This is a genomic window from Streptomyces sp. NPDC012466 (assembly GCF_042955215.1).
GTDB lineage: Bacteria > Actinomycetota > Actinomycetes > Streptomycetales > Streptomycetaceae > Streptomyces.
In genome coordinates this window covers 962,323-976,377 of the sequence record NZ_JBIBEQ010000001.1, presented here as the reverse complement: position 1 = coordinate 976,377, position 14,055 = coordinate 962,323, and the positions used below count along the sequence as shown (strand labels likewise).

9 protein-coding genes are annotated in these 14,055 nt (G+C 68.5%); 5 read left to right on the top strand and 4 right to left on the bottom strand.

What is annotated here, in order from left to right; all coding sequences use genetic code 11:
* Positions 1-269: 269 nt before the first annotated feature.
* From ACFY9E_RS04400 to ACFY9E_RS04380, 5 genes are all read left to right on the top strand, one after another.
* Complete coding sequence (locus ACFY9E_RS04400) at positions 270-1,253, top strand: LuxR C-terminal-related transcriptional regulator (protein ID WP_390979207.1); 984 nt, start codon at positions 270-272, stop codon at positions 1,251-1,253.
* A gap of 223 nt (positions 1,254-1,476) precedes the next feature.
* Complete coding sequence (locus ACFY9E_RS04395) at positions 1,477-2,856, top strand: amino acid permease (protein WP_390979205.1); 1,380 nt, start codon at positions 1,477-1,479, stop codon at positions 2,854-2,856.
* Positions 2,857-3,038: 182 nt separating this feature from the next.
* Positions 3,039-3,386 (top strand): hypothetical protein, encoded by a 348-nt coding sequence (locus tag ACFY9E_RS04390; RefSeq protein WP_390979203.1) that lies wholly within the window; start codon positions 3,039-3,041, stop codon positions 3,384-3,386.
* Between the two features lie 17 nt (positions 3,387-3,403).
* A complete protein-coding gene (locus tag ACFY9E_RS04385) occupies positions 3,404-5,719 on the top strand; it encodes a N,N-dimethylformamidase beta subunit family domain-containing protein (protein ID WP_390979201.1) in 2,316 nt (771 codons plus the stop codon).
* A 287-nt stretch (positions 5,720-6,006) separates the two neighbouring features.
* Positions 6,007-7,446, top strand: a complete 1,440-nt coding sequence (locus tag ACFY9E_RS04380) for an aminobutyraldehyde dehydrogenase (protein ID WP_390979199.1) — start codon at positions 6,007-6,009, stop codon at positions 7,444-7,446.
* 214 nt (positions 7,447-7,660) lie between these two features.
* Here the strand turns inward: ACFY9E_RS04380 and ACFY9E_RS04375 are convergent, their stop codons facing one another.
* Genes ACFY9E_RS04375 through ACFY9E_RS04360 form a run of 4 tightly spaced genes read right to left on the bottom strand, consistent with a single transcriptional unit; the run spans position 7,661 to position 13,762 of the window.
* Positions 7,661-9,826 carry a TniQ family protein gene (locus tag ACFY9E_RS04375; RefSeq protein WP_390979197.1) on the bottom strand — a complete coding sequence of 722 codons (2,166 nt, stop codon included), beginning with the start codon at positions 9,824-9,826 and terminating at the stop codon, positions 7,661-7,663.
* 5 nt (positions 9,827-9,831) lie between these two features.
* Positions 9,832-10,932: an AAA family ATPase gene (locus tag ACFY9E_RS04370; RefSeq protein WP_390979195.1), complete on the bottom strand. Its 1,101-nt coding sequence runs from the start codon at positions 10,930-10,932 to the stop codon at positions 9,832-9,834.
* A gap of 17 nt (positions 10,933-10,949) precedes the next feature.
* On the bottom strand, positions 10,950-13,058 hold the full coding sequence (locus ACFY9E_RS04365) for a helix-turn-helix domain-containing protein (RefSeq protein WP_390979193.1): 2,109 nt from the start codon (positions 13,056-13,058) through the stop codon (positions 10,950-10,952).
* Positions 13,055-13,762: a TnsA-like heteromeric transposase endonuclease subunit gene (locus ACFY9E_RS04360; protein WP_390979191.1), complete on the bottom strand. Its 708-nt coding sequence runs from the start codon at positions 13,760-13,762 to the stop codon at positions 13,055-13,057. Before ACFY9E_RS04360 ends, ACFY9E_RS04365 begins: the two co-directional genes overlap by 4 nt.
* Positions 13,763-14,055 lie beyond the last annotated feature (293 nt).

The window sequence follows — 14,055 nt, the reverse complement described above, 5'->3', positions numbered from 1 at the left end:
TCTCGACAGCGGCTCCACCGGGCGCATCACCTCGTCCAGAAGAATCGGCGTACCTGTCGGAACCCGTCGCCGCTCAAGCAGCTCGTTCAGATCGGCAGGGCGAACGCCGGCCACGCCTCCTACCTTTCCGGTCAGAAGCAGGACCGGCCGACTTCTTCTCCCAGGCGGTCACCCCGAGCGCGATGTGCAACCGCGGCTCTCACCCTCAGATCCTTGAAGGACGTTGCTATCGTGGGGTGGGGTAGTCCGGCTTCGAGAGGGATTCACTGATGAAGCCATTGCACACCCGGGTCCTGGTCGAGGCGGCCTACGCGGCCGGAGCCGGCGACCGGCGCGAGGCCGCGATGACGGTGCTGAGGCTGCTTGAGCCGGTGACTCATCACGACGCCGGCGCCCTCATGCTCTGGGACCCGATGGCCCGTGCGCACCGCGCACTCGGAGTGGTCACCTACGGTGATGCGACGGTTGCCGCACTGGGTGACCGCTATGCGGCGAGCGCCGAGAACCGGCCGGTCCGGGAGCGGCACCTGCCGTTGCGGATCGACGACATGCCGGGCGACTACCGACGGTCCCCGATGTACCGAGAGGTGCTCGGACCTGCCGGCTTCGCAGACGGCATGACCGCCTGCCTCTTCTCGGACAGCGGTGTGTACACGGGCATGCTGCATTTCTCCGCGGCGGCGCGCGGCGCGTTCCGTGATGACGCGGCCGAACTCCTCAAGGCCCTGGTGCCCGCGCTTGCTCAGATGTGCGACGTGGCTCGACGGCAGACCACCGGATGCGCCATACCGCCGGGAGCGAACGCCACCCTGATCGACCATACCGGCCGTGCCTGGGCCGTCGAGTCGTGTGCCCCGGCGCTCGCGCCCACGCAGCCCGAGTTCACCGGCTTTCTGCGTCGCTTCATGGCCTCAGCGCAGGTCGCCGCCACCGGGCTGCAGGCGTCGAGTGAAGGGTGGCTCTCGCTGCAGGTCCTGAAGGTGGCCGATCCGCTGGGACGGCCGGAGCCGGCTGTACTGGTGCAGGAGCTTCCGACGGCCGGCTTGCCCTATTCACTCTCGCCGCGCGAGTACGACATCCTGAACGGGATGGCGGCGGGGTTCTCGAACCAGCAGCTGGCTTCGCAGCGAGACGTCTCCGTGCGCACGGTGACCACGCACGTGGAGCGGATCCTCCACAAGATGGGGCAGCCGTCGCGAGCCGGCGCGGTGGCGTCGGCGCTGCGCGAGGGGATTCTCAGCCTGGACCGCTGACCGCCGCTGTCGGTAGGAATGCGTATTGAGCCACAAGGTGGCCTAGCACCATATTCGAGGTGAAGAGAAGCCCGCGCTGAAGGCGGTCCCCACCCGCCGAGCCGGCTGTTGCCGACCCCCGTGTCCTACCCCGCTGTCGCCGCTCATGGCGCCGACAGTCGGCCGGGGGCTCGTTCATCCCTCAGGAGGCCCGGCCTTGAACGCTCCAGAAGCTCCGCAAGCCATGTCCGATAGAGTCGGCGGCGCGGATGACGCCCGCGACCGGCTGCACGAACTCGGTTACGAGCAGGAGCTCGCCCGCACACTCAGCCTGGCCGACGTCGTCATCTACGGCCTGATCTACATGGTGCCGCTCGCCCCCGTCGCGGTGTTCGGCATCGTCTACAACATGTCCGCCGGCGCCGTCGCCGCGGTCTACGTGGTGGCTGCGATCGCGATGCTGTTCAGTGCCATCAGCTACAAGGAGATGGCGGTCCGGTTCCCGGTCGCCGGCTCGGTCTACAGCTACGTGCGGATGGGCAGCAACCGCTTCCTCGGGTTCGTCTCCGGGTGGGCCATCCTGCTCGACTACCTGCTGCTGCCCGCGCTGCTGTGTGTCTTCGCGGCCAGCGCGATGACTGGAGTGGTCTCCTGGGTGCCCGCCTGGATCTGGGTGGTGATCTTCGTCGCCGCGACCGCCCTGATCAACATCATGGGCATCAGCGTCACCGCGACGATGAACAAGATCTTCCTCTACATCCAGCTGGTCGTACTGGCCGTGTTCCTGGTCTGGGCAGCCGTGCTCATCTTCCAGGGCCAGGCCCACCTGTCGCTCAACCCGTTCATCCCCGCGGACGGCGGCTCCTGGTCCCTGGTCCTCGGTGCGGTCCCCGTCGCCGCGCTCAGCTACATCGGCTTCGACGCGATCTCGACCTTGAACGAGGAGGCCGAGGGCGGCGGCAGAACCGTCTCCAAGGCCACCATGATCGTCCTCTACCAGGTGACCGCGCTGTTCGTCGTGCAGGTCTTCGTGGCGGGCATCCTGGTCCCGAGGGGGACGGAGTTCGCCGACGGCGACGCGGTCAACAACGCCTTCTACAACGTGGTGGGCACGGCCATGGCGGGCTGGTTCAAAACGGTCCTCCTGCTGACCGCCGCCCTGATCGCGATCTTCGCCAACACCATCGCCTCCAACGCCACCTCTTCCCGCCTGGTCTTCAGCATGGCCCGCGACGGGCAGCTGCCGAAGTTCCTGTCGCGGGTCAGCGACAGGCATCAGGTCCCCCTCAACGCGATGATCTTCATCGCGCTCCTGTCGGTGGGAGTCGGCATCCTCGGCGTGGAGCAGTCGGGACTGCTGACCACCCTGGTGACCTTCGGCGCGATCACCGCCTACATCCTCCTCCACGTCAGCGTCTTCACCCACTTCGTCGTCCGAGGCCGCAGCCGCCGCTTCTTCGTCCACTGGATCTCCCCGATCCTCGGCGCCACACTCCTCCTGGTCGCGCTGTGGAACGCGGACCCCCACGCCAAGATCGTCGGCTCGTGCTGGCTCGTCATCGGCCTCGGCGTGGCGGCGTACTTCAAGCTCACCGGCCGCTCGCTCAGCGGCTCCGACGCCTGACCTCACTCCCGCTCACCGCCGGGCAGCACTCGGCATCGGTCCGAGGCACCGTCACCGAGGCGTAAGCCACAGTCGCGGCCCGGCGCCCGCGAGCCCCCTCAAGCATGAAAGGCATCCTCAGTGAGCCCATCGTCCTTGCCCCGTCGCACCGCGAAGGTGTTCCAGCAGCAGGAGGTGAACTGATGCGCACCAGTGCAGACCGCTCGGCCGAACTGCTCGAAGTGTTCCGTCTGCGCAGCGAAGAACGCCTGCGCAAGCAGTGCACCGACGAGGTCGCCGCTGCCCATGAAGCGGCTCCGTTGGGACCGCACGACGACCGCACCCAACGCGTGCTGCGGGCGCTGCGCAGCCTGCCCGTCTCGGGCAAGCACATCATCTTCTCCGCAGGCCCCGACGGGCCCTGGCGCGTGTCGAAGATTGCCCTGGGCATGCCGGGCAATCTGCTCCTGACCGAACAGTCCTTCGGGGACTACGAAGACGCCATGCGGTACATCTTCACCGCGCGTGCCGCGGCACTGCAGCAGAACTAGAAAGAAACGAGAAGGTCATGGCACTCGCGAGCGGCCGCACGACGACCCAGAACGTCTTCGGCTACACCGATCGCTTCTCCGCCCGCCCTGGCGAGCAACTGTCGTTCCACATCAGCTGTGAAGGCCCTGCGACCTACGACGCCGCCCTGGTGCGCCTGCGGCACGGATACGACGGGCAGGCGGGGCCCGGCTTCCTGGAGGCCGAGGTCCCCTCCACCATCGACGGCACGTACCCGGGGCAGTACTACGCCTGCCAGCCCGGCTCCTACGTCGAAGTCCCCGACCCAAAGGGCCTGCTGGCGACCCCCGACGCACTGGTCATCCGCGCCTCCGTCTTCCCGACGCTGCCACGCAACAACCGCTCAGGGAACCTGGGCGCCTACCGGGTCAGCCAGAGCTCCGTCGGCTTCACCGGCGAACGCCAGGCGATCCTGGGCACCTGGGACGCGGCGACCATGACCGGCTGGGCCCTGCTGCTCGACGAGGGCAAGCCGTCCTTCGTATGGAGCGAGGGCGGTCAGCGGCGGACCCTCACCCTGGAACAGGAGCTGACGGCCCACCAGTGGTACCGGCTCGAGGTCGAACTTCCACGATCGGCGGGGCAGATCACCCTGCGGCAGACCCCGCTGGACCACTGCGCGGACCGGGTGGCACCGGCCGCCACAGCCTCCGTACCCGAGCAGGCGAACGCAACCGCCTCGGCGGCCTGGACGGCTTCCTCCATGCCGTTCCGTATCGGCGCGCTGGCTCGCGAGGACGGCGACCGGCTGCTCGCGGCAACCGCGTTCAACGGGAAGATCGGTGGCATCCGCGTCGAACGCGCCACCGACGACGCCTCCAGGACGCGCGAGCCGGTGGCCGCCTGGCACTTCGGCCGCAGCGAGCGCGCCGACGGGCTGCTGCTATGGGATGTGGTCGACGAGGGCCCGCACAGGCTGCACGGCCGCTGCGTCAACGCGCCCGTCCGGGGCGTCACCGGGCCCACGTTCCAAGGTGTCGTGGAGGACTTCCGGCTCGCGCCGGACGAGTTCGACGCCATCCACTTCCACGACGACGACATCGCCGACGCCCAGTGGCCCGCGGCTTTCACCTTCGAGGTACCCGAGGACCTGCCCAGCGGCGTCTACGCGGTACGGCTGCGGGCCGAGGGCATCGAGCAGCACGTGCCCTTCCTCGTCGGACCGGGCCGACGGCGCAAGGACGTCGCCGTCCTGTTCCCCACGGCCACCTACCTGGCTTACGCCAACGACCGGATCGCCTTCGAGGCGGACGGCATGGAGATGCTCCTCGGGCACACGCCCATCGTCCACAAGGAAGACCTGGTCCTACAGGACCACCCCGAGTTCGGCCGCTCCCTGTACGAAATCCACAATGACGGATCCGGCGTGGTGTTCGGCAGCGTCCGCCGCCCCCTGATCAGCCTGCAGCCGCGGTACCGGGCCTCGTTCATGAGCGAAGGCCCCTGGGGCCTGCCCGCCGACCTGTCCCTGGTGCACTGGCTGGAGACGGCGGAGTGCGAGTTCGACGCCCTCACCGACGAGGACCTCGACCGGGAAGGCTACGACCTGCTGCGCGACTACCGCGTCGTGATCACCGGAAGCCATCCCGAATACGTCACGCGGCGCGAACTCGACGCCCTCGAGGAGTTCACCGCGAACGGCGGCCGGCTGATGTACCTGGGCGGCAACGGGTTCTTCGCGACTGTCTCCTACGACCCCGACGCCCCGCACCTGATGGAGCTGCGCCGGGCCGACGGCGGCACCCGCCCCCACCAGTCCCCCTTCGCCGAGCGTCGCCATACCACCTCGGGCGAGGCCAGCGGCCTGTGGCGCAACAAGGGCAAGGCCCCGCAGCGTCTGGTGGGAGTCGGGATGGCGGCCCAGGGTTTCGACCGCTGCACCTACTACGAGCGCCTCGCGGACAGCCGGGATCCGCGGGCGGCCTTCATCTTCGAAGGCGTCGGCGAGAACGAGCTCCTGGGCGACTTCGGCATCATCGGCGGCGGCGCGGCCGGCGCCGAGATCGACTGCTGGAACCCGGCGCTCGGCTCGCCGCCCGGAACCCTGGTCCTGGCCACCTCCGGGCCCTTCTCCGACAGCTACCTGCTGGTGACCGAGGAGATCTTCGAGATGCTCCCGGGGATGGGCGGAACCGAGCAGCCGGCGGTCCGCTCGGACATGGTCTACTGCGCGCTGGAGGGCGGCGGCGGATTCTTCTCGGTCGGATCCATCGCCTGGACGGGGTCGCTGTCCCACAACGGGTACGACAACAACATCGCGAAGATCACAGGCAACGTGCTGCGGCGCTTCCGCGACGAGAAGCCGCTGGAATAGGCCGCCCCCGCTGCCGGGTGCGACCCGCTTCCGCCGACGGAAGCGGGTCGCTTTCCGAAATCCGGCTGCGCAAACCGAAACGCGCAGAGGCGCAGGCCACGCTCTGCGGAGCCCCATACCCGGCACCGAGCCGGTGCCGGCCGGAGGCGGGGGTAAGCGGGGAACCCTGGCAGCCGATCATTGTCGCCGCCGTGCTGGTGCTGTGGTCCTCGTCCCCGTCCACGTGGAGCCGGATCCGGATTCGAAGAAACATGCGAGAAGCCACCTATGTGCCGACTGGAGCCCCAGTGACAACTGTTCTGCGCACGCTGCGAAACTACATCGGCGGCGAGTCCCTGGACGCCGCCGACGGGCGGACCATCGAGATCGTCAACCCGGTGACCGGCGAGCCCTACGCCACCTCGCCGCTGTCCGGCCAGGCGGACGTCGACGCAGCCATGGGCGCAGCCGCGGCCGCGTTCCCGGCCTGGCGCGACACCACCCCAGCCCAGCGACAGCGCCTGCTGCTGAAGATCGCGGACGCTTTCGAGGCGAGAACCGGGGAACTCGTCGCCGTCGAGTCCGAGAACACCGGCAAGCCCCTGGGGCTGACGGCGAGCGAAGAGGTGCCACCGATGGTGGACCAGATCCGCTTCTTCGCCGGCGCCGCGCGCCTGCTGGAGGGCCGCTCGGCCGGTGAGTACATGGACGGCATGACCTCCATCATCCGGCGTGAGCCCGTCGGAGTCTGCGCGCAGGTCGCACCGTGGAACTACCCGATGCTGATGGCGGTCTGGAAGTTCGCCCCGGCGCTGGCCGCGGGCAACACCGTGGTCCTGAAGCCGTCGGACACCACCCCGGCCTCCACCCTGCTGATGGCCGCGATCATCGGGTCCATCCTGCCCAAGGGCGTCTTCAACGTCGTCTGCGGTGACCGCGACACCGGCCGCCTAATGGTCGAACACCCCACCCCGGCGATGGCCTCCATCACCGGCTCCGTACGAGCCGGCAGGCAAGTCGCCGAATCCGCGGCCAAGGACGTCAAGCGCGTCCACCTGGAGCTGGGCGGCAAGGCCCCTGTCGTCGTCTTCGCCGACGCCGACATCACCCAGGCCGTCGAGGGCATCTCGGTGGCCGGCTTCTTCAACGCCGGCCAGGACTGCACGGCAGCGACCCGCGTCCTCGTACAGGAATCGGTCCACGACGAGTTCGTGACGGCGCTGGCGAGGGCCGCCACCGGCACGAAGACCGGCCGACCCGACGACCCGGACGTTCTGTACGGACCGCTCAACAACGCAGGCCAGCTCACGCAAGTCTCCGGCTTCATCGAGCGTCTGCCCGCTCACGCCAAGATCGAGGCAGGCGGCCACCGCGTCGGCAACAAGGGCTACTTCTACGCCCCCACCGTCGTCTCCGGCCTCAAGCAGGACGACGAGATCATCCAAAACGAGGTGTTCGGCCCGGTCATCACCGTCCAGCCCTTCCGCGAGGAGGCACAGGCCCTGGAGTACGCCAACGGCGTCGACTACGCCCTGGCCTCGTCGGTGTGGACCAAGGACCACGCACGCGCGATGCGCATGTCCAAGAAGCTGGACTTCGGCTGCGTGTGGATCAACACCCACATCCCACTGGTCGCCGAGATGCCCCACGGCGGCTTCAAACAATCCGGCTACGGCAAGGATCTGTCCGCGTACGGCTTCGAGGACTACACCCGCATCAAGCACGTCATGACGTCACTGGACGCGTGACCCTCGCGCCGACGCCGCCAGTGGGAGGCCGGGGGCGGAAGAACGAGGGCAGAGTCGAAAGGACCTTGCATGGCTGCAGAATGAATCGGCCCAGCCCTTGATCCGGCGGCGCCCCGCCCGTGGGCGCTGGCTGGGTAACCGCAGAATCGTTGCTGTTGAGCCGCTTGGCGCACCGTGATCCCTGCCATCGACTCAGCGATCGGTGACAGAGGGCTCACTGTCGAGTCGCCTGAGTCTTTGAGAAGCGCATGGCGACGCCGTCCTTGATGAGGGCGAGGCGGACGGCGGCCAGGCTGGTTCCTTCGCGGTCGGCGATGTCTTGCAGGGAGATGTCGCCTTGTTCGTACCAGGTGCGCCATTGTGTTACGCGGGTGGCAGTGCGCTGGGTCCGCCGGAAGCGTGGCCCGCTCCAGTCGACGGGGTGCTGGGACAGCAGGTAGAAGACGTGGGTGGGGGCGGTGTTCAGGGTGTGCGCGAGCTGGCCGATGGAGAAGTCGCTGCCGGACACGGCCTGGCGGAGCTGGGCGGGGGTGATGCTGTCCGGGTCGGGCCCGGGGAGCACGAGATGGCGCAGTGCACGGGCAGGCAATTGTGGCGTCCACTGGAGGGGTTCGTCGATGCCGTGCTCGTCCAGCAGGGTGCGTGCGGTGTGATGGAGCAGTTCGTGCTCGGCGGGCAGGATCCGCCAGCGAAAACGCTGGTACTGCCCGTGTTGTGAGCGGGTGGCGGGCGCTATGTCTGGGTGCGCGAGACGAGGGGGTGATCCGGTCAGGGTCTGGAAGATCCAGCGCTGGGCATGCCGGGCGTCGAGGGCCGGGGCCGCGCGCAGTCGCTTCTGCAGATCCAGCCACCTCTCCGGGGCGATGAAGCTGGGGCGGGCGGTGAACAGGGCACGACGTCGGGCATAGTCGATGGGGGAGCCGTGCGCATCGAGGTTATCGGCCAGCAGGATCAGTGCGCGCAGGACGCCGGCACAGTCGCGGCGGCGGGTGAGTTCGGCGAGGAACGCTGACACGGTGTGCCTGCTAAAGGAGGTGCCGGTCAGGCTGGACGCGTCCTGGATCGAGGTGGTGTTGCCGGCCAGCAGGCAGGCAACGGTGAGGAGTTCGTCCGCGCGTTGGGCTGTGGGACGGCCATCGGCGTGCCGGGGAGACAGACGCAGGGCCCACGCCGGCCACAGCGCCGTCGGCAGCATGTCCGCCCTGGAACCGCGCGCGGCCGGGGGCCGGGTCGAGCCTAGGACGGTGCGGTAGCGCAGACGGACCACCGGAACCAGGGTTGTCTCCCGGCTGCAGCGCAGGGCCGCTTCGAGTACCGGGGAGAGCGTGCTGCTGCGGGCGACGAGGCTGTCGGGGTAGAGCCGGCGGCCATCGGCAATCACACGGCCGGTCAGCCACCGCACGGCCCTGCCCGCATCGCGGATGCTCTCGGCGCGCAGGACGCGGATCGCTGTCGTGGCTGCCACGGCCACGGCAGCGGCGTCGCCGGGGGTCACGCTACTGGTCGGATCGACACCCCGGGCGTCATGCGGGTGCTGGGCCCTCGCGGGCAGGGGCTTGGTGCGGTAGCGCTCCAGGCGCTCCAGGACGTCGGGCGGGGCCACGCGGCGCAGGTCCTCGGGTGCCGCGTGGTGGAGGACCAGCGTCGCCAGGGCCTTCACGTCGCGCAACACCACCTCCAAAGGCACACCGGCCGGCCCGTACAGCGGCCAGCGCACCGTGTGGCCGGGGTCCTGGAGGAGGGTGTCGATGAGGCGTTGCGTCCGTGCCAGGGCCCCGTCGGGAGCGATCGCGGTTGCCGGGGTGCCGGCCAGGGGGTGGTGGCAGCGCGGCGGCCGTAGCCCGCCGTCAGGGGCGGGGCTTGAGCACCATCCGGGACGGGGGGTTTGGGTGCGAGGATGCGCGCGGATGCGGGGGATACGCTGGCAGGCCGGGCAGCGGTCGGCCAGCAGCACATGATGCCGGGTGCAGGCGAAGGACCAGCCCAGACGCCAGGTGATCTGCCAGCGTCCGCCGCTGTCCGTCAGGCAGGCGGGGCAGAACCGGGACCCTGCCCGGCCCCACAGCACCTGCGGGCGCACCCGTCGTTGTTCGGGCTGGATCACCACTGCATGCCCGTCGAAGCGTTGCAGGGTCATCGCGGGGAGTACGTCTTCGGCCATCCCGGTGACCTCGGCGATGGAGGACAGCTCGTCGCGGGTGGTCAGGATGGCCCAGCGCGGCAGCACCAGTGCCGCCATGGCCGGGTCACGGTTCGGCAGGCCGAGCGCGTTGAGCACGTCCGTGAACGGGCAGTTCAGGCGGGCGGCGATGAACTCTAGCCAGGAGTCCAGGGCCTCGCCGGGATACGGGGCGCACCGGATCGGCAAGGTCCGCCGCATGGCACTCACCTACGAGTGGCCCGCGCCCTGCGGGGACGGCTGGTGGCCTTGCCCGTGCGCAGCGCGGATTCCAGCTCCCGGCGGGCGTGTTCGGCGGCCTCGTCATTCTTGACCCGGTCGAGCAGGTCCAGGGTGAGGCGTTCGGCGCCGGTGCGCTGGGCCCGCTGACAGCCTCGGTTGATCAACGTCATCAGCGAGCCGATGTGCCCGGTGCTACGGGCGAAGAGGTAGTCCGACAGGTCATTGGCGAGCATGCCCGGATACTTGTCGGTCAGAACGATGCGCTGTTCCAGGGCCAGCAGCAGCTGTCGCCAGTGATGGCGGCCCTGGTCGGTGTCAATGGTGAAGGGCGGCATGTCCAGGCGGGTGGTACGCCGGCCGGTCTGAGCCAGGGCCGTCTCGCCGGCTGCCTCGCCCTCGCTGAACAAGCCCTTGTCCGCGAGCCCTACTCCGACCTTGAGGAGGGTGACGGGGAACTCGTTGGCGATCCATTTGAGGTGGTTGCTGACCTCGATGCCGCTGGTCTTGCGCCACTTGAGGAAGTGCAGGTCGTCCAGGATCAGCAGGCGGACCTCGCAGGACAGCACGCAGTCCAGGGCCTGCAGACCCAGCTGGGCGGCGGTGGAGGTCTGGCGTCCGGGGTGGCCGAAGAATTCGAGCATGGCCCGGTTGAGGTCCTTCATGCCGGTGTTGCCGGTGAGTCCCACCCGGCACACCGGCCACCGCTCGTGCCCCTGCACGGTGAACGCCCCCTGCTCGGCGATCTCCCGGCGGTGGAACTCCCGGGTGAAGGCGAGAACGGCGGTGGTCTTACCCAGTCCCGGAAAGGCATCAACGGCCACGGCCCCCTTGGCCCTGTCCCCGTCCTGCAGATTGCTGTCCACGATGTCCCACAGGTCCTCGTGCAGCGCGGCGAGCTGAGGAGTACGGATCGGGCCTAGGTTGGCATGCCACTGCCGCCGGGCACGGTTGTAGGCATCCCGCTCGGCCGCATCCAGGACCCCCAACTCATCCCGGCTCAGCACCGGGGGCTGCACGCGGCCCGGTGCGTCGCAGAACGCCTTGAAATCCTCCTTCCGCGACAGCGTCAGAACCGCCGGACTCACCTGATTCGAGGGAGCGTTCACACGTCCCCCAGAGCGTCGGCGTAGAAGTCGTCCACGTCGGTCTCGTCGTCATCGCCCATCTCTGCGGCCGGCTCGGGCCTCTCAGGCGCTGCCGTTCTCGGGTCGTGGCCCAGGGCGCGGCGTACGGACGGCAGCGAGGCAGTCTCCGGTTCGCCGGTGTCGGGCAGATTGAGGGCGGCTTGTTCACGGGACAGGCGCAGGGCCATACGCCGTTCGGCCAGCGTTGTGCCCAGCCCGAGGTTCCAGCGTTCCAGGAGGTCCGCGACGGCGAGCCGGTCATCGGGGTAGCGGTACTTCGCAGCGGCCAGCTTCCGGGCGAAGAGCAAGGCGTCCTCACTCAGCGGCATGCGCGCCGCCGGTGCGTGCTCCCAGGTCAGCGTGTGCCAGGTGCGGGTGGCGGGATCGCGGAAGTAGATCCGGGTGATGTCGTCCGGGTCGACTTGGAACGGCCAGCTGTTCTTGCCCGGCCCGTCATAAGGGCTGCGGATCCCGGTAGCCGGCAGACCGGGGCCGCGATAGCGTCGGCGACCGATCTCGACTCCGTAGTGCTGGATCGTGCGCCACTTGGTGGGCAGGAACTCAAACGCGAGATCAGGGTCCCGTGGAGCCTCGATGTAGCCGGCCCGGGCCATGCCGTGCTCGAACATCTGGGCCGGGGACATCCGCAGCCCCGGCAAACCCGGGTCGACCAGGCTGGAGTGGGGACGACAGTGGTAGACCGTCGCGGTCCACTCCCGGACGATTCCCTCCAGCTCGTCCAAGAAGAAGAACGCTTCTCCTTCCGGGGCCTCGCCACGCGAGTGGATGTCCGGGCCCTTGTAGCCCGGCAGGGCCTGCAGCAGGTCCTCACGCAAGGTGCGGAAGAACCGCTCAACGGGCCCTTTGTCCCGCCCGGTCCGCAGTCTGGCAGGCTGGATCGAGATGCCCATGCGACGGCAGACGCTGGACAGATGGTCCGAGACGTAGACCTTGCCGTGGTCGACCACCAGCGTCTCCGGCACGATCGGCGGCGACGCCAAGCCAATCCCCTCGACGGCGACGTCGACCAGCGCGGTGCACGGGATGCCGTGTTCGGGCCAGACTGCCCCGCGCGGCCAGTCCTTGCCGAACGGCCGCGGGCGGAAGGATTCGAAGAGCACTGCCGCGACGTCCACGGCCTTCGTGGAAACCGGCGTCACCCTCACCCCCGTGATGCAGCGGGTGTACCAGTCCATGCCGACGCTGAGCTCGGCCTGCACCCACCGCAGTGTGAACGGATCGAACGCGAACACGTCCAGCCGGGTGGAGTCCATCAACAGGTACTCGCCCGGCCTGGTGGGCCGCAGCTTCCCGTAGGGGCCGTCCGGCCGGCCAGCGATATCCCGGTTCCGCTTCGTGCTCAACCGGAACAGCGGATGGCGACGCTCCAGATCGGCCAGAATGCGAAAAGCCGTCGCCCGGCTCGGCTGCGGTACCACCTCTGGGCCGAACCGGGCGATCACTCGTGCTCGGGTCCGCTCGATCACCATCGTCCGTGACGGCCTCGACGCATCAGTGTGCTCGACCATGACTTCCAGCGCCGTCTCCACCCACCGCTGGTCCGCCGATGCCGCTGGACCGCTGACGTGCCCTTTCCTGGGAGCCAGCCCGGCCTCGCCTTGGTCGCGGAAGGCGGCGAGCCACCGCTCAACGGTGCGGATGGTGACCCCGAGTTCCGCCGCCTTGGCCGCCTTCCTGTCTTCCATCGGCACAGCCAGGGTGTAACCGACTCGCGGCTCACCGTTGGCCGCCAACTCCGGGCTGCCCGACCGATAGCCCGTCAGTACTTCCCTGATATGGCCTGCCCGCTCGGCGGTCAGTTCGCGCTCTTCGGCGATGAGCTGGTCCAAGACCACCGAGGCGACCTCGTCGGCATCGCCTCCCGAAGGGCCGGGGCCGTCGGGGAGCACGCGTGCCAGGTCCGAGAAGAGCAGTTCCTTCAGCGACAGGCGCTGGACACGGCCGTGGCCATCCTTCAGGACCACCTCATTGCCTGCCGTCGTCGCAGCCAACTCGACTACCTCGACGGCCTCTCCGTCGTAGAGGAGGCGCGTTCCGACACCGATCCGAGTCCCGGCTCCGCTCACGCTGGAACCCTCAGCCTCGTGGAGGGCTGCAGCGGACGCGTGAGATCGGCACGCAGCTCCTGCTTCCACAGCAGATGATGGATCGCTGCCCGCACCTGCGCTTCTGCTCGTCCCAGAACACGCCGGCCTGCTTCACCTAACGTGACACCGTCCAGGTCAGCGCGGCGTACCTCCTGCAGGAGATCGGGGCTGAACAACCAATCGCGACGGTACCCGGCCAGGAAGCGAATGTTGTCCAGTTCTGTCTCCGGCGGCTCGCACCACACCTCGTAGCGCCATCCGTGCGACTCGACCGCCTGCCGGGTCCACGCGAACGTGAAGGCCACCACCGGCTTCGACCACCGCCGACGTGGCTTGACGTCCACGACGACCGGGCCATGCTCAGTGGCCAGGAAGTAGTCCGGGATGTGCTTGCGGGCTTTCCCCTCCACCACGGTCCTCAACAGGAAAGGCTGCGCCACGATGGCGCGTACGGAAGGGTCGAAGTCAGCGAATAGCAGCCGCGCAAGCTCCAGACGCGACTCGTAGATCACATGGTCCCCGACCGTCGCCGCCCAGTACGCGCCGGAATAGTGTCTCTGCCCCTTGTACCAGCGGAACGTCCGCCAGGGGACAGCCGACTGAAGTGATGCCGCTGCCACGAATCCCCAGAGCCGGTCCTCAACTCCACCGCCGCGCCTGCGGAAGCTGACCTGCGCCTCCATACCCCACCACCCAGGATGGACTGCCATCAACAGCACCGTGCTCCCGTCGACACGCCGACGGAAGTACGCTCGCACGGCTTCACTCGAACGAGTGATGGCCGCGACCTGCAAGTCTCAACTCCGTGTCGGATCCGAAAATGATCCGACATCGATCGTGAGATTCCGACACGAAATCTGAGATCCCACATCGGTGAGACGAGACACAGTTCGCCGGGGGCAGACAGGAAAGATCGCGGAAAGACTGGCCAAGGAGTGCGAGGGCATGTCAACGTAGACGACCTTGCAAGAAACCC

Coding starts and splice junctions, on each gene's coding strand:
- ACFY9E_RS04400 (WP_390979207.1), top strand. CDS start 270: ATGAAGCCATTGCACACCCGGGTCCTGGTCGAGGCGGCCTACGCGGCC.
- ACFY9E_RS04395 (WP_390979205.1), top strand. CDS start 1,477: ATGTCCGATAGAGTCGGCGGCGCGGATGACGCCCGCGACCGGCTGCAC.
- ACFY9E_RS04390 (WP_390979203.1), top strand. CDS start 3,039: ATGCGCACCAGTGCAGACCGCTCGGCCGAACTGCTCGAAGTGTTCCGT.
- ACFY9E_RS04385 (WP_390979201.1), top strand. CDS start 3,404: ATGGCACTCGCGAGCGGCCGCACGACGACCCAGAACGTCTTCGGCTAC.
- ACFY9E_RS04375 (WP_390979197.1), bottom strand. CDS start 9,826: ATGCGGCGGACCTTGCCGATCCGGTGCGCCCCGTATCCCGGCGAGGCC.
- ACFY9E_RS04360 (WP_390979191.1), bottom strand. CDS start 13,762: ATGGAGGCGCAGGTCAGCTTCCGCAGGCGCGGCGGTGGAGTTGAGGAC.